The sequence below is a fragment of the Amycolatopsis sp. NPDC059021 genome (genome assembly GCF_042739895.1).
Lineage (GTDB): Bacteria > Actinomycetota > Actinomycetes > Mycobacteriales > Pseudonocardiaceae > Amycolatopsis.
In genome coordinates this window covers 22695-45718 of sequence record NZ_JBHYIQ010000071.1, presented here as the reverse complement: position 1 = coordinate 45718, position 23024 = coordinate 22695, and the positions used below count along the sequence as shown (strand labels likewise).

Genomic DNA, 23024 nt, shown 5'->3' with positions numbered 1-23024 from the left:
ATGTACTGAGACGCGTCACCCGATGGCAGGGTGATGAACCATGACACCTGAGGAAGACCGCTCCATCGCCCGGGAAGCCGCGCGGACCCCGCTCACGGTACGCCTGACCCGCGATCAGGCGGGCGCCATGATGCGTACCTGGGCGCGCGACAACCCGCCGAAGCGCTTCGCGGTGTGCTCGTTCGCCGAGGACGAGCGCGGCCACGACTGCGCCCTCATCGCGTGGGGCCTCGAATTCGACGATCACCTGATGGCCCAGTCCGTTGACAGCCGGATACACGGTACGTTCAGTTCACCCGATTCCCTGCTCGCCGTCCTCGGCGACCAGTCCACCCTCGAACTGGTCCGGCTCGACACCGGAAGTTGATGCCGTCCGCGCCGCCCGACTGCTAGTTTCGGCCGTCGACGCGTGGGCCGGGGTGTGAGGGGAGCCTGGATGAAGGACTGGATACCGCTCCTGCAGAGCCTGATCTGGCCGATCTTCATCGCGCTGCTGGTGTTCGCCTTCCGCTCCGCGATCCGGACGCTCCTCAAGTCGGTCAACGAGCGTGTCGCGAAGGGTGATCATCTCGAGGTCGGTCCGGGCGGGGTGAAGCTCAGGGCGGAGTCTCCGGCGGCACCCTCCGGAGAGGAACCGCAGCCAGGCGCGCAACCGGCGCTGGACGGGGAGGAGCCCGTGAAGTCTCAGCCGCACATCGACGTCGAGCCGCTGTCCCGGTTCCATCTGGTCCACACGGCGCATCGCGACACGTCCCTGGACAGGGGCGACTACCGGTACTTCCGCATTCGCGTTTTCCTCGAAGGCGAGGAGGACAGCGATCTCGACCGTGTCACCAAGGTCGTCTATTACCTGCATCCGACCTTCTACGACCCGATCCGGACCGTCACGGACCGGGCGACGAAGTTCGAACTCACGACGGCGGCCTGGGGCATGTTCGCCCTCCGCGCCGACGTCCACCTGGACGGCCAGCCCACCCCGCTGCACCTGGAGCGCTACCTCAACTTCTGACCGGCGTGCGAAGGTCTCTGAAGGCCACCATGAGGGACTTTAACGCCCTCAAGGTGGCCTTCAGAGACTTGAGACCTACTTCTTGTAGCCCGCGCGGCGGAGGGCGTCGGCCATGGCGCCGCCCCCGCCGAAGTCGCCGCCGCGGCCACCACCACGGCCGCCCTGCTGGCCGCCGCGGCGCTGGCCCTGGCCGCCGCCCTGACCACGACCACCGCCGCCGCCCTGGCGGCCACCACCCTGACCGCCGCCACCGCGACGATCCTGGCCGCTCGTGCCGCCGGCGCCGGGCTCGTCGTCGAGGCGCAGCGTCAGGGAGATCCGCTTGCGCGGCACGTCGACGTCGAGGACCTTGCACTTCACGATGTCGCCCGGCTTCACGACCTCACGCGGGTCCTTGACGAAGTTCTTCGACAGCGCGGAAACGTGCGCGAGACCGTCCTGGTGCACGCCGACGTCGATGAACGCGCCGAACGCGGCGACGTTCGTGACCACACCCTCCAGCGTCATGCCCGGCTTGAGGTCGGAGATCTTCTCGACGCCGTCCACGAAGGTCGCGGTCTTGAAGGCGGGACGCGGGTCGCGACCCGGTTTGTCCAATTCGGACAGGATGTCGGTGACGGTCGGGAGCCCGAAGGTGTCGTCCACGAAATCCGCCGGGCGCAGCTTCTGCAGCGTCCGCGTGTTGCCGATCAGCTCGCGGATGTCCGAGCCGGTGGTCGACAGGATCCGCCGCACCACCGGGTAGGCCTCGGGGTGCACGGACGAGGAGTCGAGCGGGTCGTCGCCGTCCGGGATCCGCAGGAAGCCGGCGCACTGCTCGAACGCCTTCGGGCCGAGCCGCGCGACGTCCTTGAGCGCGGTCCGCGAGCGGAACGGTCCGTGCTGGTCGCGGTGGCCGACGATGTTCTCGGCGAGCCCCGTCGTGATGCCGGAAACGCGGCTCAGCAGGGGAGCGGACGCGGTGTTGAGGTCGACGCCGACGGCGTTCACACAGTCCTCGACGACGGCGTCGAGCGAGCGCGACAGCGAAACCTCGGAAAGGTCGTGCTGGTACTGCCCGACACCGATCGACTTCGGGTCGATCTTGACCAGCTCGGCAAGCGGATCCTGCAGCCGCCGCGCGATGGAAACCGCGCCACGCAGGGAAACGTCGAGCTCCGGGAGCTCCTGCGAGGCGAACGCGGACGCGGAGTACACCGACGCCCCGGCCTCGGACACGACGACCTTCGTCAGCTTCAGGTCCGGGTACTTCTTGATCAGCTCGCCGGCGAGCTTGTCGGTCTCGCGGGACGCGGTGCCGTTGCCGATCGAGATCAGGTCGACCTTGTGCCGGGCACAGAGCGCGGCGAGTTCGGCGATCGAGGCGTCCCACTTGTTCGCGGGCTGGTGCGGGTAGATCGTGTGGGTCGCGACGACCTTGCCGGTCGCGTCGACGACCGCGACCTTGACGCCGGTGCGGAAGCCGGGGTCGAGGCCCATCGTCGCGCGGGTCCCGGCGGGGGCGGCGAGCAGCAGGTCGCGCAGGTTGGCCGCGAACACGCGGACGGCGTCGTCCTCGGCCGACTGGCGCAGCCGCATCCGCAGGTCGATGCCCAGGTGCAGGAGGATCTTGGTGCGCCAGGCCCAGCGCACGGTGTCGGCGAGCCACTTGTCACCGGGGCGGCCCTCGTTGGAGATGCCGAAGCGCTGCGCGATGCGCTGCTCGTACTCTGTCGGCCCGACGCGCGGCTCGTCGCTGGGCTCCTCGGCCTCCATGGTCAGGTCGAGGATTTCTTCCTTCTCACCGCGGAACATCGCGAGGATGCGGTGCGAGGGGAGCTTGGTGAAGGGCTCGTCGAACTCGAAGTAGTCGGCGAACTTCGCGCCGGCCTCGGCCTTGCCCTCGCGGACCTTGGAGGCGAGCCGCCCCTGCGTCCACATCTTCTCGCGCAGTTCGCCGATGAGGTCGGCGTCCTCGGCGAAGCGCTCGACGAGGATCGCGCGGGCGCCGTCGAGCGCGGCCTGCGCGTCCGCGACGCCCTTTTCGGCGTCGACGAACACCGCGGCGGCGGCCTGCGGGTCGGTGTTCGGGTCGCCGAGCAGCCCGTCCGCGAGGGGCTCGAGCCCGGCCTCGCGGGCGATCTGGGCCTTGGTGCGGCGCTTCGGCTTGTACGGGAGGTAGATGTCCTCCAGGCGGGACTTCGTGTCCGCCGCGAGGATCTGCGCCTCCAACTCGTCGGTGAGCTTGCCCTGGGTGCGGATCGAATCGAGCACCGCGACGCGGCGTTCGTCCAGCTCACGCAGGTAACGCAGGCGCTCCTCGAGCGTGCGCAGCTGCGCGTCGTCGAGCATGCCGGTGACTTCCTTGCGGTACCGGGCGATGAACGGCACCGTCGAACCGCCGTCGAGCAGGTCGACCGCGGCCTTGACCTGCCCCTCGCGCACCCCCAGCTCTTCGGCGATCTTCTGCTCGACCGACTGCACGCTCACTGCCACGCTCCTGCTCCGCCTATGGATGTGTGCTCTGATCCTGCACCGTCCTGATCCAGCATTGTGCCGTCCGGCCGGTGCGACGTTCGGACTGGGCCTCCCGGGCTACTCCCTTGACACCCATATTGGTCTAGTCCACTTTGAGGGGACTCAGTTCACCCATTCGTGGAGGCCAACGTGGTCCTCAAACCCAGGAACGCTCTCCTCGCCCTCTTTTCCACGCTCGCGCTGTGTCTCGGCGTCACGCTCACGCTGAGTGGAAGCGCTTCCGCGGCGAACATCCTGTCCAACCCGGGATTCGAGGCCGGGACGCTTTCCGGTTGGTCCTGCACCGGCACGTCCGCCGTGGTGGGCAGCCCGGTGCACAGCGGCCAGGGCGCGTTGAGCGCGACCCCGGCGGGCCAGGACAACGCCCAGTGCTCCCAGACCGTCACCGTGCAGGCGAACACCGCGTACAAGCTGTCGGCGTGGGTGCAGGGCAGCTACGTCTACCTCGGTGTTTCCGGCACCGGTGGCTCGGACACCAGCACCTGGACGCCGGGCGCGTCCGGCTGGCAGCAGCTGTCGCTGAGCTTCACCACCGGCGCGTCGACGCAGGTCACGGTGTATCTGCACGGCTGGTACGGGCAGCCCGCGTACTACGCCGACGACGTCAACCTCGACGGCCCCGGCACGCCGCCGACGACGACACCGACCACTCCGACGACGCCCACCACGGCTCCCACGACGCCGCCGACCACGACCACCACCACGCCGCCGACCGGCTCGCTGCCCAAGCACGTACTGACCGGCTACTGGCAGAACTTCTACAACGGCGCGAAGGCGTTGAAACTGGCCGACGTCCCGAGCAGCTACAACATCGTCGCCGTGGCCTTCGCCGACGCCGATCCTGGCAACCGCGGCGGGGTCACGTTCACCCTCGACCCCGGGCTTTCCTCGCAGCTCGGCGGGTACACCGACGCGCAGTTCAAGGCCGACATCAAGACGCTCCAGTCGCGCGGCCAGAAGGTGATCCTCTCCGTCGGCGGTGAGAAGGGCACGATCAGCGTCGGCGATTCCTCGGCGGCGGCGAACTTCGCGAGCAGCATGAAGTCGCTGATCGCGCAGTACGGCTTCGACGGCGTCGACATCGACCTGGAGAACGGCATCAGCGCGACGTACATGGGTTCGGCGCTGCGCAGCATCCACGCCGGTGGCGGCACGGTGATCACCATGGCGCCGCAGACCATCGACATGCAGTCGACGTCCGGTGGGTATTTCCAGCTGGCGCTGAACGTCAAGGACATCCTGACCGTGGTGAACATGCAGTACTACAACAGCGGCGCGATGAACGGGTGCGACGGGAACGTCTACTCGCAGGGCACGGTCGACTTCCTGACCGGGCTCGCCTGCATCCAGCTCAAGGGCGGCCTGCGCGCGGACCAGGTCGGACTCGGCCTGCCCGCGTCGTCTCGGGCGGCCGGTGGCGGGTACCAGTCGCCGTCGAACACCGTGTCGGCGCTGAACTGCCTGGCCAAGGGCTCCTCGTGCGGGAACTTCAAGCCGCCGGCGACGTACCCGGACATCCGCGGCGCGATGACCTGGTCGATCAACTGGGACGCCTCGAACGGCTACTCCTTCGCCAACACCGTCCGCTCCGGCCTCGACGGCCTGCCGTAACCCGTCGCCCAAGTCTCTGAAGGCCACCATGAGGGCGTTCAAGTCCCTCATGGTGGCCTTCAGAGACCTTCAGGAAGCGGGGATGATCGGGAGGCGGAGGGCACCGGGGGCGTCGCCGGGGACGACGGGGTTCTTCGGGGCGACCGGGGCGAGCCGCCGGTAGGCGGAGCCGAGCGGCGGGCGCGGGTCGGCCTCGCCTTTGTTGGGCCAGAAGGACATCGCGCGCTCGGCCTGCGCGGTGATCGTCAGCGACGGGTTCACGCCGAGGTTCGCCGAGATCGCCGAACCGTCCGCGACGTGCAGCCCCGGATGCCCGAACAGCCGCTGATACGGATCGACGACGCCGCTGCCTGCCGAGTCGCCGATCGCGCAGCCGCCGATGAAATGCCCGGTGACCGGGATGTTCGCCAGCTCCGTCCAGGCGCCCTGCGGCAGCCCGTCGATCTTTTCCGCGACCCGCCGCGCGATCTCGTGCCCGGCCGGGATCCACTCCGGGTTCGGCTCGCCCTCCCCCTGTTTCGTGCTCATGTGACGGCCGAACAGGCCCCGTTTCGTATACGTGGTCACGGAGTTGTTCAGCGTCTGCATCACCAGCAGCCCGACCGTCCGCTCCGACCAGTGCCGCGGGTCGTGCAGCCTGACGAGGTCCCGCCACTGCTTCCGGAGCTGCCGCAGGCCGAGCACCCAGCGTCGTTTGCCGGTTTCGGCGTCGACCAGCACGGTGGTCAGGAGGCTCATGAAGTTGCTGCCCTTGCCGTAGCGCACCGGCTCGACGTGGGTCACCGCGTCCGGATGGATCGACGACGTGATCGCGACACCGCGGGTGAAGTCGTTGTCCTTGCGAAGCGACTTCGCCGCGAGCACCGCCTCGGAGTTCGTACGCGCCAGCAACCCGAGCCGCTCCGACACCCCCGGTAACGCGCCGGTGTCCCGCAGCCGATGCAGAAGCCGTTGCGTACCAAGGGAAGCGGCCGCGAACACGACCTGCTCGGCGGTGAACGTCCGCCGCTGCTTGCGAATCCACCGGCCGGTACGTTCGGTGCCGACCGCGTATCCGCCGTCGATCGGCCGCACCGACACCGCAGTGGTCAGCGGACGCACCTCGGCGCCGGCGCGTTCGGCCAGGTAGAGGTAGTTCTTGACGGTGGTGTTCTTCGCCCCGACACGGCAGCCGGTCATGCACTCGCCGCACAACGTGCAGGTGTGTCGGGCGGGCCCGGCACCACCGAAGAACGGATCCGGCACCTCGCCGGGTTTCGTGCCCGTCTCGCCGAAGTACACGCCGACCGGCGTGCGATGGTAGGTGTGGCCGATGCCCATGTCGTCCGCGACCTCGCGCAGCACCCGGTCGGCCGGGGTCGTCGCGGGGTTCTCGACGACGCCGAGCATGCGCTTGGCCTGGTCGTAGTACGGCGCGAGCTCGGACTTCCAGTCGGTGATGTGCGCCCACTGCGGGTCCCGGTAGAAGGCGTCGGGCGGCTCGTAGAGCGTGTTGGCGTAGACGAGCGAACCACCGCCGACGCCGGAGCCGCTCATCACGAACGTGTTCTTGAGCAGCGTCAGCCGCTGGATGCCGAAGCAGCCGAATTTGGGCGCCCACAAGTACTTCCGGACCCGCCACGAAGTCTTCGCGAACTCGTGGTCGGCGAAGCGGCGGCCGGTCTCCAGCACACCGACGCGGTAGCCCTTCTCGGTCAGCCGCAACGCCGTGACACTGCCGCCGAACCCCGAGCCGATGACCAGGACGTCGTAGTCGAAGGCGTTCATGCGATCGACTCGCTTCGCGAGACAGTGTTGAGTCCTCTTTGGCGCATGATATCGATGATTCGCTCGCAAGCGTCGCTCATGGCGTGCTCACCATCCGGTAGTCGGCCGCGTCGAAACGGCGGGTACGGCGGTCGTACTCGGTGACAAGGCCGGGCCAGTTCGTCGTGACCCGCCCGTCGGCCTGGCGATACCAGCTCGTGCAGCCCGACCAGACGCTGTGCCCGAGCCGTTCCTGGACTTCCTTGTCGTACCGGTCTTCCACCTCCGGCCGTACGTCCACATAGGACACCTCCGGCCGGGCGAGGTGCTCGACGGCCTGGCGGATGTAGGACGCCTGGCGCTCGATCATGTAGATGATGGAGTTCGTGCCGAGGTTGGTGTTCGGGCCGTAGACGCAGAAGAGGTTCGGGAAGCCGGGCACCGTCATGCCCAGATACGCACGCGCCCCGCCGGCCCACTCGTCCTGCAGCGACCGGCCGCCGAGCCCGAGAACCTTGAGCTTGCCGAGGAAATCGGTCGCCGCGAACCCGGTGCCGTAGACGAGGACGTCCGCTTCGTGCTCGACGTCGTCCGCGGTCCGCACGCCGCGCGGGGTGATCTCGGCGATTTTGTCGGTGCTGACGGTTACGTTGGGCTGTGCGAGGGCGGGGAGGTAGTCGTTGGTGAAGAGAATCCGTTTGCACCCGATGGGATAGGAAGGAGTGATCTTCTTGCGCAGTACCGGATCCTTGACGTAGCGGTGGCGTAGCTGGGCCGCGCGCAGCTCGAACATCTTGATCAGCACGGGATGCCGTGTCATGCCGTAGGCCGCGTACTCGCCGAGCAGGAAGATGCGCAGCCTGCCGAGCAGCTGCGTGGGTGGCACGCGCTCGAAAAGCCACTTCTGCCAGCGGCGGTAGGTCGTGTCGTGCTTCGCCATGATGTACGGCGGCGTGCGCTGGAAGATCGTGAGCCTGCCCGCCTGTCGTTGCAGCGTGGGCACGAACTGGATCGCGCTCGCGCCGGTCCCGATCACGATCACGCGCTTGCCGCGAAGATCGCAGTCGTGGTCCCACTGCGCGGAGTGGAAACTCGTGCCCTCGAACGTGTCGCGCCCAGGGATGTCCGGCCACGCCGGCCGGGAAAGCTGCCCGACGGCGGGCACGAAGACGTCCGCCTCGTACGTCTCGCCGCTGGTTTCGACGCGCCACTTGCCGCGCGCTTCGTCGAAAGCGGCGCCGGTGACCTCGGTGCCGTAGCGGATGTGCGGTTCGAGCCCGTACTTGGCGATGACGCGCTTGAGGTACGCGTGGATGTCGGGCTGCCGCGAGTAACGCTGCGGCCAGTGCGGGTTGGGCTCGTAGGAGAACGAGTACAACGGCGACGGGATGTCGCAGGCCGCGCCGGGGTAGGTGTTCTCCCGCCAGACACCGCCGGGCTCGCTCGCGCTCTCGAGGATCGTGAAGTTCGCGAACCCCGCGCGCTTGAGCTCGATCGCCGTCCCGACCCCGCCGAACCCGGTGCCCACGATCAGCACCGACGGCCCGGCCGCCGTCGTCCTCTTCGACTCCGCCGCACTGCTCATGCCAGGGAAGCTACCCAGCTCAGGCCCGGTCCGGTAGGACACGACCGGCCACCCGATCGAGACTTCCGGCCACGGGTCTGCCGCTGGTCGAGAGCACCGAACTCGAATTCCACCCGGTTGCGATTTCCTGTTACCGAATTGTAACGATCACTATGGGTGCATGCACTCATTTGCGAATGCCGAGAAACTGCTGCGTACCAAGGCTGTCGAGAAGGATTAATGTGGCCGTACGTAAGCGATTCTCGACCTGTTCGTCGTATCGGTTCCCTCAATGCGGTTGAGGTCGAAGGCATGTCGCCGAATTGGCGGGTTGAACCCGCGGGCCAAGTCTTCTTATCTGGGAGAAGCGCTCGAAAAGGCGAGGTCGATCAGCTGTGCGGGGGCGGCGATGATCCGATGACGGAGACTGGCGAGCCTGGTGACAATACTGCCGAAGAGCAGCGTGAAGCCGACGAGCCGACTCGGTCGACCACGGAGGAGATGGTACGGCGCTATCAAGCCGGTGAAACACTGACAGAACTGGTGAACAGCTATGACCTGAGTTTCCGCAAAGTGCGTGAGACGCTGCTGGAAGCCGGTGTCACGCTCCGGCCCGCGATGCCGGTGACGGCGCCCGCTCCGCCGGGCATGGTGGAAGCTTATCGCGAAGGCAAGTCGATCAAGGAAACGGCCGCCCAGTTCGGGCTCACCTACGGGCAGACGCGGCGGATGCTGCTCGACGCCGGCGTAGGACTACGCCGGCGCGGCCGACCTCGGTGACGGTGAATCCGGCGGAAACTCTTGGGAGGCAGGGTAAGTCGTCCGGATAGGCGGGGGCGCTCACGCGCTGGCGGAGTTCCCGCCAATCGAGTAGACCTCCCACCAATCGGGCTCGGCGGTGGGCTGGGCCATAGCCACGGCGGGCTGAGCCAGCGTCACGACGGGGGTCACCACCGCGGTGGCGATGCCGACAGCCAGGGCGGAGTTCAGGAGGTATTTCACGAGGTTCCTCTACGCGCGGGGGGAGGGGAGTCATGCGGATTGGCTATAATCTTTTGCGCGACGCTAGAGGAACTGGCTCCTGGTGGCAAGAAGCTGGGTACAGCTACAAGAGGGTGCTGGGTGGCGAGGTTTCCCTGACCAGCACTTTCGGGTGAGGGTGTATCGACCAGGCTATCGATCAGCTGTCGATTTCACCCTAAAGAGTGTGGTGTCTCCGCTCAAGGCGCACCCGTGGTGGTGGCATCGCTACGGTGTCTTCTTCTGCTTTTCGGGCACCTGGGATGGTCGGATCCTCCCGGGATTCCAGTGCCACCAGTTTGGCTTCGAGCAGATCGGCCTTCTTGTGCCGTTCCCGGTTGCGAAAGAGATTCACTGCCTTCCGCCACAGACGGCAGGCGTCCTCGGCGTTCCCGTGGTCGCTGAGAATCTCCCCTAGGACGGAGAGCGCCCGGGCCTGTCCTGTCGCGTGCCGCGATCGCTCGGCGAGCTCCACTGCCTCGCCCGCGTAGCGCAGCGCGGTCGCGTCGTCCCGTTGGGCGTGTGCCAGCAAGGCGCGGACTGTTTTCAGCTTCATTGCGCTCGGAAGATGCCGGGCGGTGTCGGCCAGTTCTGAAGCGATTCGGCAGTGCCGGTCGGCCTCCTCGTAGCGTCCCAAACGGGTCAGCAGTGAACCCAGCGCGGTACGCGTGGTGATCTGCCCCGAGACGTCGCCGATCGTTTGGCGAACCCGCAGCGCCTCGCAATACAGTTCGTACACCTCGAACTCGTTGCGCCCGGCATTGACCAGCGCGTCGGCAAGCCCGTGTGCGGCGTGTGCACGGAAATCCGGGTATTTGCCGGCCCGGGTCAGCTCCAGACTGATCCGGTACTGCGCCACGGCTTCCAGCGGCCGTCCCGCGTGGTAATGGCGGCGGGCCATGTTCAGGCTCACGGCGAGCAGCCCGTACTCCAGCCGATGTGCGGTGGCCAGGTCGTGGGCCTGTTGCAGGTAATGGTCCGCCTCGTGGTCGTTCCCGATGAGCATGTGGACCTTGCCCAGATCATTGAGCGTCGATGCCTGCGCCTCCAGCGCGCCGACGATCGCCGCCGACCGGGCCGCGATCATGAGGTTGGCGACGATGTCCTCATAGAACCCTGAGCGGTCCATGATGGGGGTTGTCAATGCGGGCAGTCGCCAGGCCAGGTCGTGGAGCCGGTTTTCCGCGGCGAGCGGGACCATCGCGTTGATATTGCTGCGTTCCTGCAGGCACCACCGGGCAGCCGCGTTCGCGTCCGCGAAAACGATGGGCTCGACGCGGGGCGCGTCCGAGGGCATGGGCGGCCGTGCCTTGTGGGGGAACATCATCGAGTGCGCGTTGAAGACCGACCACAGATAGAACGACACCATCCGTTCCCGCGCCGCGTCGAGGTCGGGCAGGCGCTTGGCCAGCGTCGCCGCGTAGAGATGCAGCAAATCGTGGATCTGGTACCGGTCGAGATCACCGGGCTGGCGAACCAGGTGCGCGGCCACCAGTACGTCGAGTGAGCGCCGTACCTGAGCCACGTCCCGTCCGTCGGCGGCCGCGAGCGCGGCACTCGTCAGCTCGGTGCCGGGGTTCAGGCCGATCAGGCAGAACACGCGTTGTTCGGCGGGCGGGAGCGCGCGGTACGACCACACGAAAGCCGACTGCAGGCTCGTTCCCGCACCGTCGCCATCCTCGCCGATGGTCAGCAGCGTCTCGGCGTCCCGCAGCTGCGTGGCCAGGGTCTCCAGGCGGGTGCCGGTGCGTGCGGCCGCCCGCTCCGCGACGATGGTCAACGCCAGCGGCAGCCGGTGGCAGAGCCGCGCCAGCTGGTCGAGTCCTTCGGGTTCCTTCGCCGCGCGCGGTCCGATCCGCCGGGCCAGCAGGGCCCGTGATTCGGACATCGTCAGCGCGGTGATCGTGACGACCCGCACGGTGTGCCTGATCGACAGCGAGACCAGCCGCCGCCGCGAGGTGATCACGACCGTGCAGGAGTGCACCACGCTGAGCAGCGGCTCGACGTGCGCCGAATCCTCGACGTTGTCCAGGATCAACAGCAAGGGCCTGCGGGCGAGCAACGCGGTCAGTTTCGTCGCGCGGCCGACCGGTCCGATGATCTGGTCCACGGGATAACCCAGGATCGCGAGCAGGGTGTCGACGACGTCGGCTGCTTCCAGCCGCGGCGCCTGGCCGTAGCCGTGCAGGTCGAGCAGCACCACGCCGTGCGGATAGCGGGGTTTGGCCCGGTGGGCCCAGTGCGCCGCCACGGTCGTCTTGCCCACCCCCGGCGACCCCGTCAGCGTCAGGATCACCGGTCGTGGTGCTCCGGCGGCGCCGGTGGTCAGCGCGTCGAGGGTGTCGAGGATGTGGTCGCGGCCGGCGATCTCGACGGTGTCCGGCGGGAGCCGCCGGACGCCGGGGACCGGCTCCGGCTCCGGCTCCGGCTCTGTCGTCGTGCCGTGCCGCGATGCCGCGGTCACCGGCTCGGAAGCCGGGTACGCGATCCGGTCGTGGAACGCGCGCAGCTCGTCGGCGGCCCGGTCGTCACCGGCCGCGCGGAGTTCGCGATGCGTGGTGACGTAATAGTGGGTTGCTTCGGTGAAGCGTTCCAGCGCGTGCAGTGCGCGCAGCCGCAGCTTCGCCAGGCCGAGTTCCCGTGGATGACTGTGCTCGAGTTCCGTCAAGCGGGCCAATGCGGCGCCGGGACGGCCGTCGGCCAATTGCTCGCCGACGAGAAAAACATTCGCGGGTATCCAATCGGTGCGTGTCCAGTTCGCCCGCCATTCGTCGGCGAGTTCGGTGGAAAGGTCGGCGAGCGGTTCATCGCGCCTTAATTGCACCGCGGCAAGAGCATCTGCATGTGCACTGCGATGATTGCCGCGGTCCCGCTGGTCTCGTGCCCGGTTCATCAACGATCGGAAGACGAAATAGTCGATGAGGCCGGTGTCGGCTTCGAGGGTGCAGCCGCCATTCGCCACGATCAGCCGCGCCGGAGCCTCGGTGGCGGCCAGTGCACGCCGTAATTGGGTGACGTACTGGTGCATCGTCGACCGGGTGTCCTGCGGAAGTTGTTCGGTGTCGCACCAAACCCACTCCACCACCTTCTTCAGTGGCATACGTTGATTCGGTGACGTCAGCAGCGCGGTCAGGACCTTCCTGGCCCGGGGTTTCACGTCGTTCATGGTCAGATTCCCGTGCATGCGCAGACGCGTTTGCCCGAGAATCTCGAATACGCTATTCACGGCATGCCCCTTCCCCGCACGACCTGCCGATCGCGCCCCTCTCCTCCGTCTGACAGTTTCGCATTATTTCCCGGATCACACCAGGTCAGCGCGTGATTGTCCGCAAAAAGACCTGTTCGGATGATCAATTGTCAGTGGACAGAAATACGAGCGGAAAGCGATCTCTCAGTCAGGGTCCGCACGCTGGCTCCCGGACAAACAGCCCGCCGAGGGAAGCTTGCGAGGGAGTTCGTCGTGGATACGATTTCATGGGTGCGCAGCCCGATCGGGGAACAGGATCGGCACTGGTCGACCCGGCTGGGGTGCAAATCGGTTCTGGTCATGGTGCCGCACATGGTCGCCGGGACCCGGCTGCTCGACCTGCTGCCGCTGCTCGAAGCCGATCACCGGCTCCAAGTCGCGTTCACCGTGCCGGAGCCGTGGGAGTCATGGCAGGCGACGCATGACTTCGTCCGTGCGCAGGGGGCGGTGGTCCTGCCATGGGCGCACGCTCGCCGGGGCAGCTACGACCTCGTGCTCGCGGGCAGCACCCGGGGCATCGACGAGGTCACCGGCCCGGTCGTGCTGGTGCCCCATGGGGGCGGGTTCGCGCAGTACCGGCGGTGGCGGCCGCCGGGGGCGGGCGGCGATCACCAGCCTGTCCTCAACCTCGACGCCGGCAAGCTGCTGCGCGAGGGCCGGGTGCGGGCCGAGGCGATCGTGCTCACCCACGACGACGAACTGGCCGTGCTCAAGGAGGTCTGCCCGCGCGCGGTCCCGGCCGCCGTGGTCGCCGGGAACATCGCCTTCGACCGGTTGTGCGCCAGCGTCCCGTTCCGGGAGCACTACCGGCGCGCGCTGGGCGTGGCGGGGGAGCGGGAACTGGTCGTCGTCACGTCCACCTGGTCCGAGCGCTCGGCGTTCGGGAGCCACCACGACCTGTTCGAGCGGGTGTTGGCCGAACTGCCGCCCGAGCGCTACCGCGTCGTGGGCGCGCTGCATCCGCAGATCTGGTCGCACCACGGCGACTGGCAGGTCCGGGCCTGGCTGGCCGACTGCTTTCGCGCGGGGTTGCGCCTGGTGCCACCGGACGAGGGCTGGCGCGCGGCACTGGTCGCGGCCGATCACGTCATCGGCGACTACGGCTCGGTGAGCACCTATGCCGCCGGCATCGGTGCCCCGGTACTGCTGACCGGCAGCGCCGAAGCGCCGTTGCTGGCGGGCAGCCCCGCCGATGTGCTGGCGCGACAGGCACCCCGGTGGCGGCCCGGCACCCCGCTGGCCGGTCTGCTGACCGACCGGGCGGCCACCGATTCCGGGGCGGTCCGGCACCTGCTGACGTCACGGCCCGGTCAGGCGGGCGCGATCCTCCGGCGCACGATGTACCGGCTGCTGGATCTCGCCGAACCGGCGCGGGCGGTGCCCGCGTCCCCGGTGCCCTTGCCTAGGCTGCTCCCATCATGAGCGGCGACCAGCGGTCCCCGGCAAGGGTGCGGGTGGCGCGGACGGCGGACGACGGTAGCCGGCCGTGCCTGTGGAGTTACTCCGTCGATGACGCTCCGGCGGGCGGGTTCGTCTCCGCCCGCGCCGGCTCTGATGTGTGCCTTTCCCTTGTGGACGTGCTCGTCCATCCGGTCCCGGTCTGTCTCGACGACGCCCGCGAGACAGTCACGGAGGCCTTCGCGCGGCTTCCCGGTCTGACCCTGGCAGCCGCCGGGGACGGCGCGCGGTGCGTGCTGGGTGCCCGCGACGGCGAGATCGTCGTGGTGCCTTCCCCGTCGGTCGAGACCGCCGCGGTGGCGGGCTGCCTCTGGCTGTTCACCCGCCGGCGCCTGGGGCACCTCGGATCAGTCGTCCTCGGCGGTTGCGAGGCGCGTCAGCGCCGTCTGGATGCGCTCCACGTAGGCGGCGCTGACCCCGTCGCACAGCCTCAAGGCCTGGCGCAGATGTGTGCGTGCGGAAGCGGGATCACCGTTGTCTTCGGCGATCTCCGCGAACGCGATCAGCACATCCGCCTGGTACACCGCTGATCCCGAGGTGCTCAGGACGTCCTGCGCTCGTTCCAGCCGCTGCCTCGCCGGATCGAGCGCCCCGGCGCGGGCGTCGATACGGGCCAGCCCGATCAGCACCTTCGCCTCGTCCTTCGTGTCGCCCAGCCGGGCGTAGATCGCGACGGCCGAGGCGAAGTGCCCGGCGGCCTCCGCGTCGCGCCCGGCGCGCAGGAGAGCCTCGCCGATCCGGCGGTGGCGGTTCGCCACACCCCGCTCGATGCCCAGTTCTTGTTCCAGCACAAGGCTTTTCCCGAAGTACACGAGTGCCGCGCCGATGTCCTCCCTGCCCTGGGCGGCCATGCCCAGCTGGTTCATGGCCACGGACTCGTTGTGCTTGCTTCCGTTGCGGCGGGCCAGTTCCGCCGCCGTGAGGCATTCGCGCTCGGCCTCGTCGAACCTCCGCAGGTCGAGGTATGCACGCGCGAGCTGGCACCGCAGCCGGGACTCGGCCACCTCGTGCCCGCACCGTCGCGCCGCGGCGATCCCGAGTTCGTGCGAGCTGAGCCAGTGGTGATAGTGCTTGCGGTGCAGGAAAAGCTCCCACAACGCCTCGCACAGCTGCCAGGCCAGCTCGTCCTGCCCCATGCTCACCGTGTCTTCGAGTACCGCGAGCAGATTCGGCAGCTGACCGTCCAGCCAGTCGAGCGCCTCGCCGCCACTCCGAAACATCGCCGGGGCGTCGCGGTAGCGCTCGCACACGTCACTGACCCGCCACCGCAGCGGGATGACGACCATGTTCGCGCGGGTCGTCCGATGCAGGAACCAGTGCGCGACACGCAGTCGCGCGGCCTCGCGGTCCTCGTCGGGCTGGGCGCGCGCGTGCAGCCGCAAGAGGTCGTGGAACCGGTAGTGATCCCCGCCGAGTTCTTCGAGCAGGCTCGCGTCCACCAAGGCCTGTAGCCCGTCGATGGCTTCATCCTCGGGCATCCGGGCCGCCGCCGCGGCCACGCCGGCCTCGAACTCGGACGCCGGATGCTCGCTGGCCAACCGGTACAGGCGGGCCGTCTCGTCCGGCAGCGCCTGGTACGACAGGTCGAACGCGGCGTCCACCGACATCTCCTCGCCCGCCGACAGGCGCTGCAGGCGCTGTCGCTCGTCCTTCAGCTCCGCCACCACCCGCTCGACCGGCCATCGCGGCCGCGACACCAGCCGTGCGCAAGCCACCCGGAGCGCGATCGGCAACCTGCCGCACAACGACGCCAGCTCGCCGAGCTGAGGCCCTTCCCCGGCCGCGCGGCGTGGCCCCAGCGAGCGGGTGAGCAACTCCACCGCGCGTCCCTGCGGCAACGGTGACACGTCCACGAATTCGGCGCCGTCGGCGTAGAGCCCGTCCAAGCGGAGCCTGCTGGTCACCAGGACCACGCACTCCGGCGACGCCGGCATCAGCGGACGTACCTGAGCCGTGGAGAGCGCGTTGTCCGCAAGCACCAGCAGCCGTTTGCCCGCGGTCATCGTGCGGAAGAGCGCGGCTTGTTCGGCCAGTTCCACGGGGACGCGCTCCGGTGGTACTCCCACGCTCCGCAGGAACCTGCCCAGGACCTCTTCCGGGGTCACAGCGCTGCCGGTGGAGAACCCGCGGAGGTCGGCGTAGAGCTGCCCGTCCGGGAAACGGTCCGCGTTGATCGTCGCCCACGCCACGGCCAGCGCCGTTTTACCCACTCCGCCGGGGCCCGCCACCATCGCCACTCCCGGCACGCCTCCTTGCCCGGTGCCGGTCTCGGCGACGCGGTCGAGTGCCGACATCTCGGCCGGTCTGGCGATGAAATGGGCGGGGACCGGCGGCAGCTGGCGAGGTACCGGAGGAGGCGGTGTGGGCGCGGTCTGCTGAATGGTCACGTCGCCATGGATCACGCCCGACTGCACCGACGCGCCCGTCACGGCCCCCGTGACGCGGTTCGCCGACGACACGACTGCCGGGTCACGGCCGAAATGATCCATCCGAGAACTCCCCAACAAATCCTCGAACCTTCCTGTTTACCCGCTCCGAAGCGCATTGCCGGAACTGGCGTCCAGAACTACCCGAAAGCACGAACTGCCGGTCGGCGGCCCGTGGAGTAAAGACCCGGGAACGCGAGGTGGAGATACCATGATCCGGGCCACACCAGAGGATTACCCGAGTGATCCAGGACACGCTACTTACGGTGGTCCCGGAGCCGGAGAGAGGTTCGCTGGGCGGAAAACGGGTGCGGATCCGCTCACCGTACGTGGCCATTGTGCGCGTGTAGCGCCGAGATCACACTCCGTATTGATGAAACGCTCATCGTGAGCTGAATGTTATTGCTATTTTTTGGTATTTCTGGTGATGGCCGCCCGGCCGAACGGAGCCCGGAAATCGGCGGGCTTCACGACACGGGGTCGAAGCGGACCTCGTGGGTTTCCGCGTCCGGTTCGGCCCACCGAAGCAGCCGGGTGGCCGCGCTCTCCAGTGCGTCGGCGTCCCGTTTCGGCAGGCGCTCGAACGGGGTCACGGTCAGCGCCGCGACCCGCCGCGCGGTCTTGATCTCCCAGAACCCGCGTACGTGTCCACCGCTCAGCACAGTGCCCTTGACCAGGCCGTTCTGCGTGATGACGCGCTTCCGGTACTCGTCGCTGATCATCCGTGTCCGTGTCGCGTACGAAAGCAGTGTCTGGTCGAACGGGCCCAGAAGACGCGGGGGAGCGGGCGTGTCGCCGGGCGGCAACGGCGCGTCCGGCAGGTCGAACAGTTCGCGGCCGTCGGGATCGCGGAACACACGCAGCCGCGAACGCATGCCGTCGACGACTTCGCCGAGCCGGGTGACGCCCGCCCAGGTCTGCGCGTCCGCGATCGTCGCCGGGCCGAACGCGGCCAGATAGCGCTCGATGAGCCGCTCGGGCGACGGCCGCGCGGCGAGTGGCGTGCCCAGCCAGTCGTCGGCGGTCTGGTACGTCGGCTGCCCGGATTTGCCCCACAGGCCGCGCGGCGGGATCTGCACCAGCGGCAGCAGACCGCGTGCGATGTGGGTGAGCGACGACGTCGGGACGCCGGGCCAGCGTTCCTCGAGCGCGGCACCGAGCTCGGCGCTCGAATGCGGCCGCGCGGTGAGCAGCTTCCTGGCGAAGGCCGCGACCTCGGCATGGTCGAGCTCCGCGATGCCCCTGGCGTGCTGCGTGTTCGAGAGCAGATCCCGGTCCATGATCACCTGCACCAGCGGCCGCCACGCGAGCGCGTCCGCGGCGGTGACCAGGTGCACGGTGCCGCGCATCAGCACGATCCGGACCACCTCCCGCGAGGTCAGCAGCCCGGAAAGCTCCTCCTGCCGGAATCCGTGCAGCCGCGCCCACAGCGCGTAGTACGGCGGCGACGGCGCCTGCGCCTGCAGGCCGGCGAGGTGCTCGACCGCCTCCAGCGCGGACATCTTCACCCGGCGCAGCAGTAGCTGCCGCTCCAGCGTCGCGCGGTTGAGGGCCCGGTGGCTCAGTGTCTTCCCCAGCATGAGCGTCACCCTAACCGCGATACCGGACAATCCAGGTCCTAGATCGGGATGGCGTCGCGCTCGAGCCTGATCCATAATTCCGGCCATGGCAGAGCTGGCCGCCCCGGCCGTGGAGGACTGGGACTTCCCGCGCGGTACCGCGAGCATCCTGCTGATGACCCGGTTCGCCGAGGACCACGGCGTCCCGCCCGCCCGGTTGCTGGCGGGCACCTCGCTGGAACCGGCCCAGCTGACCGATCACGATCTCCAAGTCGACGCGCGTCAGGAGCTGGCTGTCGTCCGCGCGCTGATCGGCGAACTCGGCGACGCCGACGACCTCGCGCTCGAACTCGCCCGCCGCTATCGCGTGACCACCTTCGGCATCTTCGGCTTCGCCTGCATCAGCAGTCCGACGCTGCGGGACGCCGTGCTGTTCGCCCTGCGGTTTCTCGACCTCAGCTTCACGTTCTGCATCCCGCACGTCAGTGTCGGCGCGGGCAGGATCACCCTCGCCATGGACGATTCCCGGGTTCCCGGCGACGTCGCCCGCTTCCTCGTGCTGCGCGACCACGGCGCGATCCACACCGTGATGCGGGACCTGCTGCCCGAGATCACGCTGGAAGCGCTGGAGTGCCGTCATTCCGCGCCGTCCACTGTGGATTCCTATGTGGACACTTTCGGCGTCCGGCCGAGATTTTCCCGCGAGACGCACCGGGCGGTGCTCGACGCGCGCTACCTCACCTACCCGCTGCCGCAGGCCAACGAGCAGACGGTCGCCCTGTGCGCCGCGCAATGTGAGGCGCTGGTGACCAGGAAACGCCACCGCTCCGGCATTTCCCAGCTGGTCCGCGAGCGGCTGGTGCGCCTCGGCGGTGTCGATGCGGGCATGGACGAGATCGCCCGCCAGCTCACGGTCAGTCCCCGGACGCTGCGCCGGCGGCTCGCCGAGGCGGGCACCGGCTACCGCGTGCTCGTCGACGAGGTCCGGCAGACCCTCGCCGAGGAGATGCTCGACACCGGGGCGCTGTCGGTGGAGGACGTCGCGCTGCGCCTCGGTTATGCCGAGGCGTCCAGTTTCATCTACGCGTTCAAGCGCTGGACGGGGATGACCCCGGCGGCGTATGCGCGCCGGAACGCGCCGCGAGGACCGCTGGGTAGGTCACCTTCAGCAGGCTCAGGATCGTCTCGGTGACGAACGTGCGCAGCGTCGCCCGGTCGAGAGTGCCCCGCACGAGCCATTCCCGTGAGGCCGCCCGCAGCATTTCGCCGCAGGACCGGATCATCGCGCGCAACTGCTCGCGCCCCTCGGTGACGTCCGACATCAGCGCGGCCTCGAGCACGCGGTCGGCCGCGATTTCGTCGCCCTCCAGGATGATCTGCTCGATCTCGGCATCGCGCCCGGCCGCGATCACGGTGAGCCAGGCGTCGCGGTTGCGCTCGATCACGTCGATCCAGCGGTCGACGCCGATTGCGAGCCGTTCCTCCATCGAGGCGTCCGGCAGGGCTTCGGCGACCGGTGCGGGCACGATCATCATCTGCCGCACGACTTCCAGGTACAGCTCGCGCTTGCCGCCGAAGTAGTGGTTGATCAGCGGCCGGGCCACTCCCGCCGCCTCCGCGATGTCCGAAGTGGACACCGAATCGTAGCTGCCCGCGCCGAACAGCCGCCGCGCGACGGCCAGGATCTCGGCCCGGCGTTCGGCGGGCTCCAGCCGTCGTCTCCTGGCGCCGGACGGCGCCTTCGTGCCGGTGGTCATCCTCCCAGCCTCACCCGCCGCCGGTGCCGTGTCAACAAGTTGTTGACCCGTTGTCAAGAGCCTGCGGTAACAATCGCCGCCGGGTGTTCCATAACCGGCCGTGACGTTATCCAACCGGAACAACCCGTGGGTAACTCCCGTGCCCCTCGGCGCGACGAGAAGGCGGGAAGCTGGGGGTGGTCGTCTTGGGTAGGAGCCCATGAGCGATGCTTGCGAGCGAATCGAAGGCATCATGCGCCAAAAGGGATTGAACACTGTCTCGCGGAGCGAGGCGATCGCATGAGCAGCGCGGCAGGCGGTCCGGCCTCGTCGTCCGGACGCTGGGTGAGCGTCCGTCTGCAGCATCGGCAGGTCTGCTTCGGCGACGGTGCCGACGATGAACCGCGCGAGGACCTCTCCGTGTCCTACGCCGGGATCGTCATCACCAGTTACGAAGCGGGCAACAAGGTGTCCGAACGCTGGATCCCGATCGGGGCCGACCCCTCCGAAGAAGACGACGAATACCTCATCGAACAGCTCCGTGAGGCGCTGCTGTGGCAGGCGGGACGTCCGCCGAAGGCCGCGGGGGAGTGAGTTCAGGCCCGCAGACCGTCGAAGGCGATCTTGCACACCGCGTCGGCCAGTTCGTCCGGCGCGGAACCCCTGCGCGGCTTGTACCACTCGATCAGCGAGTTCACCATGCCGTACAACAGCCGCGCGGTGACCGCGGGATCGATGTCCGGCCGCACGTCGCCCTCGGCCTCGGCTTGTTTCACCAGCTCGGTCACCAGCCGGTCGAACTCGCGACGCCGGGCCAGCGCCGCCCGCTCGGCCTTCGTGTTGCCGCGCACGCGCAGCAGCAGCGTCACGAACGGCAGCTGCTCGGCCAGCACCGCGACACTGCCGCGCACGAGGTACTCCAGCCGGTCGATGGCCCGTCCGTCCATAGTGTCCAGTTCGGCCGCGACCGCGAACAGCCCGTTCAGCGCGCGGTCCACCGCGAGCCGCAGCAACTCCTCCTTGCTCGGGACATGGTGGTAGATGGCGGATTTCGTGATACCGAGCTTGCGGGAGAGATCCTCCATGCTGGTGCCGTCGTAGCCGCGCTCGTTGAACAGCTTGACCGCCACCTGCAACAGCGATTCGAGGTCGTAGCCCGGCCTGCCGCGCCGCGCGGGCGCCGTCACGGCTTGTCCCGCTCGTCGATCACCCGGCGCATCTTGCCCAGCGACCGTTCCAGCGTGTCCGGGTCCACGACGTTCACCTCGACGCTGATCCCGACGCCGTCCTTGATCCCCGCGCCGAGTTCGGCCGTCGCGCGCGCCCGCAGTTCCGGCGACGTGTCGTGCCGCGCCTCGACCCGCACGGTGAGGTGGTCCAGCCGGCCGCGCGTCGAACGGACCAGCTGGAAGTGCGGGCTGAGCCCGTCGGTCCGCAGCACGATCTCCTCGATCTGGGTCGGGAACACGTTGACGCCACGCAGGATGATCAGATCGTCGCTGCGGCCGGTCACCTTCGCCATCCGCCGGAACGCGGGCCGCGCGGTGCCCGGCAGCAGCCGGGTCAGATCGCGCGTGCGGTAGCGGATGATCGGCATGGCCTGCTTGGTGAGCGAGGTGAACAGCAGTTCGCCCTCGGAGCCGCCGGGCAGGACCTCCTCGGTGAACGGGTCGATCACCTCGGGGTAGAAGTGGTCCTCCCAGATGTGCAGGCCGTCCTTGGTTTCCACGCATTCCTGCGCGACACCGGGGCCCATCACCTCGGACAGCCCGTAGATGTCGACGGCGTCGATCGCGAACCGCTCCTCGATCTCCGCGCGCATCTGCTCGGTCCACGGCTCGGCGCCGAAGATCCCGACGCGCAGCGAACTGCTCTTCGGGTCGACGCCCTGGCGCTCGAACTCGTCGAGCAGCGTCAGCAGGTACGACGGGGTGACCATGATGATCTCCGGCTCGAAGTCGGTGATCAGCTGGACCTGCCGCGCCGTCATCCCGCCGGATGCCGGGATCACCGTGCAGCCGAGCTTTTCGGCACCGTAGTGCGCGCCGAGGCCGCCGGTGAACAGGCCGTACCCGTAGGCGACGTGCACCTTGTCGCCGGGACGCCCGCCCGCGGCGCGGATCGAGCGCGCGACCACGGTCGCCCAGGTGTCGAGGTCGTCCTCGGTGTAGCCGACCACGGTCGGTTTCCCGGTGGTGCCGCTGGAGGCGTGGATGCGCCGGACTTGCTCCCGCGGCACGGCGAACATCCCGAACGGGTAGTTCTGCCGCAGGTCTTCCTTGGTGGTGAAGGGGAACTTCGCCAGATCGGCCAGCTCGCGGCAGTCGTCGGGATGCACGCCGGCCTCGTCGAACTTCTTCGTGTAGCACGGCACGTTGGCGTAGGCGTGCCGGAGCGTCCACTGTAGACGCTCCAGCTGGAGTGCGGCCAGCTCGTCGGCGGACAGCCGCTCGGCGGCGTCGAGGTCGGTCATCACGCGTCCCGGGACTTTTCGATGGTGCGGCTGCGGCCGCGGAACTCGGCGACCGTCTCCGGCCCGCCGGGGGTCTCCCGGTGCACGGTGACGTCGTAGATGCCGTTGCGGCCGTAGCGGGTGCGCTCGGTCGCGGTGGCGACGAGGTGATCGCCCAGCCGTCCGGCGGCGACGAAGGTGATGTCGGCGCCCGCCGCGACGGTGACCGGGCCGTGACTGTTGCACGCGAGGGCGAACGTGGTGTCGGCCAGCAGGAAGACGTAGCCGCCGTGGGCGATGTCGTGGCCGTTGACCATCGACGCGGTGATCTTCATGCTCGCGACTGCGCGTCCGTTCCCGGCTTCGAGCAACTCGATACCCAGTGCGCGGGAGGCCTCGTCGGCCTCGAACATGACGTGTGCGGCGTTGGCTGGCAACTCGGTCCCTCCGTTCGAGAATTCCCGACCGAATGGACGGTCACCCATGGTGCCGATCAGTAAAAGCAGAGGCGGGGTCCGGTGTCAAGCGTCCCCGGCCCGGTGTGGGGGCGGTGTGCGGGGCGCGCGGTGCGGGGCGCGCGGCGCGTGATCATGTCGCGAACGCTCCGTTCGCGACATCAGCCCTGGGGGCTGGATGCCACGCCCTTGTCGCGAACGCTCCGTTCGAGACGATCAACGTC

The 23024-nt window shown here is 68.5% G+C and carries 18 protein-coding genes; 7 read left to right on the top strand and 11 right to left on the bottom strand.

The window, feature by feature from the left end; all coding sequences use genetic code 11:
- Positions 1 to 40 precede the first annotated feature (40 nt).
- Positions 41 to 367 (top strand): hypothetical protein, encoded by a 327-nt coding sequence (locus ACFWX1_RS33155; RefSeq protein ID WP_378393700.1) that lies wholly within the window; start codon positions 41 to 43, stop codon positions 365 to 367.
- 69 nt (positions 368 to 436) lie between these two features.
- Positions 437 to 1009: a pYEATS domain-containing protein gene (locus ACFWX1_RS33150; protein ID WP_378393699.1), complete on the top strand. Its 573-nt coding sequence runs from the start codon at positions 437 to 439 to the stop codon at positions 1007 to 1009.
- A gap of 75 nt (positions 1010 to 1084) precedes the next feature.
- Here ACFWX1_RS33150 and ACFWX1_RS33145 read toward each other — a convergent pair whose 3' ends face one another.
- Entirely contained in the window at positions 1085 to 3478 is a 2394-nt protein-coding gene (locus ACFWX1_RS33145) for a Tex family protein (protein ID WP_378393698.1), read from the bottom strand.
- A 177-nt stretch (positions 3479 to 3655) separates the two neighbouring features.
- Between ACFWX1_RS33145 and ACFWX1_RS33140 the strand changes: the two genes are divergently transcribed.
- Positions 3656 to 5137 (top strand): chitinase, encoded by a 1482-nt coding sequence (locus ACFWX1_RS33140; protein WP_378393697.1) that lies wholly within the window; start codon positions 3656 to 3658, stop codon positions 5135 to 5137.
- Between the two features lie 69 nt (positions 5138 to 5206).
- Here ACFWX1_RS33140 and ACFWX1_RS33135 read toward each other — a convergent pair whose 3' ends face one another.
- Together ACFWX1_RS33135 and ACFWX1_RS33130 are read right to left on the bottom strand one after the other, a co-directional pair.
- Positions 5207 to 6904 carry a GMC oxidoreductase gene (locus ACFWX1_RS33135; protein WP_378393696.1) on the bottom strand — a complete coding sequence of 566 codons (1698 nt, stop codon included), beginning with the start codon at positions 6902 to 6904 and terminating at the stop codon, positions 5207 to 5209.
- A 76-nt stretch (positions 6905 to 6980) separates the two neighbouring features.
- Positions 6981 to 8468: a flavin-containing monooxygenase gene (locus ACFWX1_RS33130; protein ID WP_378393695.1), complete on the bottom strand. Its 1488-nt coding sequence runs from the start codon at positions 8466 to 8468 to the stop codon at positions 6981 to 6983.
- Positions 8469 to 8687: 219 nt separating this feature from the next.
- Here ACFWX1_RS33130 and ACFWX1_RS33125 point away from each other — a divergent pair, with 219 nt between their 5' ends.
- Positions 8688 to 9227 carry a helix-turn-helix domain-containing protein gene (locus ACFWX1_RS33125; protein WP_378393694.1) on the top strand — a complete coding sequence of 180 codons (540 nt, stop codon included), beginning with the start codon at positions 8688 to 8690 and terminating at the stop codon, positions 9225 to 9227.
- Between the two features lie 60 nt (positions 9228 to 9287).
- On the opposite strand, the gene ACFWX1_RS33120 is transcribed toward ACFWX1_RS33125, so the two are convergent.
- The gene (locus tag ACFWX1_RS33120) at positions 9288 to 9449 is read right to left on the bottom strand and encodes a hypothetical protein (protein ID WP_378393693.1); all 162 of its coding nucleotides are present in this window, start codon (positions 9447 to 9449) and stop codon (positions 9288 to 9290) included.
- 196 nt (positions 9450 to 9645) lie between these two features.
- Positions 9646 to 12633, bottom strand: coding sequence for an ATP-binding protein (locus tag ACFWX1_RS33115; protein WP_378393692.1), 2988 nt, complete (start codon positions 12631 to 12633; stop codon positions 9646 to 9648).
- Between the two features lie 312 nt (positions 12634 to 12945).
- Between ACFWX1_RS33115 and ACFWX1_RS33110 the strand changes: the two genes are divergently transcribed.
- A complete protein-coding gene (locus ACFWX1_RS33110) occupies positions 12946 to 14136 on the top strand; it encodes a hypothetical protein (RefSeq protein WP_378393691.1) in 1191 nt (396 codons plus the stop codon).
- 383 nt (positions 14137 to 14519) lie between these two features.
- On the opposite strand, the gene ACFWX1_RS33105 is transcribed toward ACFWX1_RS33110, so the two are convergent.
- Together ACFWX1_RS33105 and ACFWX1_RS33100 are read right to left on the bottom strand one after the other, a co-directional pair.
- Complete coding sequence (locus ACFWX1_RS33105; RefSeq protein WP_378393690.1) at positions 14520 to 16661, bottom strand: tetratricopeptide repeat protein; 2142 nt, start codon at positions 16659 to 16661, stop codon at positions 14520 to 14522.
- A 404-nt stretch (positions 16662 to 17065) separates the two neighbouring features.
- Positions 17066 to 18178, bottom strand: coding sequence for a winged helix DNA-binding domain-containing protein (locus tag ACFWX1_RS33100; RefSeq protein WP_378393689.1), 1113 nt, complete (start codon positions 18176 to 18178; stop codon positions 17066 to 17068).
- Between the two features lie 85 nt (positions 18179 to 18263).
- Between ACFWX1_RS33100 and ACFWX1_RS33095 the strand changes: the two genes are divergently transcribed.
- Entirely contained in the window at positions 18264 to 19349 is a 1086-nt protein-coding gene (locus tag ACFWX1_RS33095) for an AraC family transcriptional regulator (RefSeq protein WP_378393688.1), read from the top strand.
- Here the strand turns inward: ACFWX1_RS33095 and ACFWX1_RS33090 are convergent.
- Positions 19246 to 19914: a TetR/AcrR family transcriptional regulator gene (locus ACFWX1_RS33090; protein ID WP_378393687.1), complete on the bottom strand. Its 669-nt coding sequence runs from the start codon at positions 19912 to 19914 to the stop codon at positions 19246 to 19248. The two genes, ACFWX1_RS33095 and ACFWX1_RS33090, sit on opposite strands and share 104 nt — an antisense overlap.
- Before the next feature lie 279 nt (positions 19915 to 20193).
- Here ACFWX1_RS33090 and ACFWX1_RS33085 point away from each other — a divergent pair, with 279 nt between their 5' ends.
- Positions 20194 to 20487 (top strand): hypothetical protein, encoded by a 294-nt coding sequence (locus ACFWX1_RS33085; RefSeq protein WP_378393686.1) that lies wholly within the window; start codon positions 20194 to 20196, stop codon positions 20485 to 20487.
- A gap of 2 nt (positions 20488 to 20489) precedes the next feature.
- On the opposite strand, the gene ACFWX1_RS33080 is transcribed toward ACFWX1_RS33085, so the two are convergent.
- Genes ACFWX1_RS33080 through paaI form a run of 3 tightly spaced genes read right to left on the bottom strand, consistent with a single transcriptional unit; the run spans position 20490 to position 22758 of the window.
- On the bottom strand, positions 20490 to 21080 hold the full coding sequence (locus tag ACFWX1_RS33080) for a TetR/AcrR family transcriptional regulator (protein WP_378393685.1): 591 nt from the start codon (positions 21078 to 21080) through the stop codon (positions 20490 to 20492).
- Positions 21077 to 22366 carry a phenylacetate--CoA ligase PaaK gene (gene paaK / locus ACFWX1_RS33075; RefSeq protein WP_378393684.1) on the bottom strand — a complete coding sequence of 430 codons (1290 nt, stop codon included), beginning with the start codon at positions 22364 to 22366 and terminating at the stop codon, positions 21077 to 21079. The genes ACFWX1_RS33080 and paaK overlap by 4 nt, the downstream gene beginning before the upstream one ends.
- Positions 22366 to 22758 (bottom strand): hydroxyphenylacetyl-CoA thioesterase PaaI, encoded by a 393-nt coding sequence (paaI, locus tag ACFWX1_RS33070; RefSeq protein WP_378393712.1) that lies wholly within the window; start codon positions 22756 to 22758, stop codon positions 22366 to 22368. The genes paaK and paaI overlap by 1 nt, the downstream gene beginning before the upstream one ends.
- Positions 22759 to 23024: the final 266 nt, after the last annotated feature.

Excerpts from the sequence above, each read along its gene's own strand:
- ACFWX1_RS33115 (WP_378393692.1), bottom strand. The coding sequence starts at position 12,633 with ATGAACGACGTGAAACCCCGGGCCAGGAAGGTCCTGACCGCGCTGCTG.
- paaI (WP_378393712.1), bottom strand. The coding sequence starts at position 22,758 with ATGTTCGAGGCCGACGAGGCCTCCCGCGCACTGGGTATCGAGTTGCTC.
- ACFWX1_RS33090 (WP_378393687.1), bottom strand. The coding sequence starts at position 19,914 with ATGACCACCGGCACGAAGGCGCCGTCCGGCGCCAGGAGACGACGGCTG.
- ACFWX1_RS33095 (WP_378393688.1), top strand. The coding sequence starts at position 18,264 with ATGGCAGAGCTGGCCGCCCCGGCCGTGGAGGACTGGGACTTCCCGCGC.
- ACFWX1_RS33125 (WP_378393694.1), top strand. The coding sequence starts at position 8,688 with ATGTGGCCGTACGTAAGCGATTCTCGACCTGTTCGTCGTATCGGTTCC.
- ACFWX1_RS33155 (WP_378393700.1), top strand. The coding sequence starts at position 41 with ATGACACCTGAGGAAGACCGCTCCATCGCCCGGGAAGCCGCGCGGACC.
- ACFWX1_RS33150 (WP_378393699.1), top strand. The coding sequence starts at position 437 with ATGAAGGACTGGATACCGCTCCTGCAGAGCCTGATCTGGCCGATCTTC.
- paaK (WP_378393684.1), bottom strand. The coding sequence starts at position 22,366 with ATGACCGACCTCGACGCCGCCGAGCGGCTGTCCGCCGACGAGCTGGCC.
- ACFWX1_RS33085 (WP_378393686.1), top strand. The coding sequence starts at position 20,194 with ATGAGCAGCGCGGCAGGCGGTCCGGCCTCGTCGTCCGGACGCTGGGTG.
- ACFWX1_RS33135 (WP_378393696.1), bottom strand. The coding sequence starts at position 6,904 with ATGAACGCCTTCGACTACGACGTCCTGGTCATCGGCTCGGGGTTCGGC.
- ACFWX1_RS33100 (WP_378393689.1), bottom strand. The coding sequence starts at position 18,178 with ATGCTGGGGAAGACACTGAGCCACCGGGCCCTCAACCGCGCGACGCTG.
- ACFWX1_RS33105 (WP_378393690.1), bottom strand. The coding sequence starts at position 16,661 with ATGGATCATTTCGGCCGTGACCCGGCAGTCGTGTCGTCGGCGAACCGC.
- ACFWX1_RS33130 (WP_378393695.1), bottom strand. The coding sequence starts at position 8,468 with ATGAGCAGTGCGGCGGAGTCGAAGAGGACGACGGCGGCCGGGCCGTCG.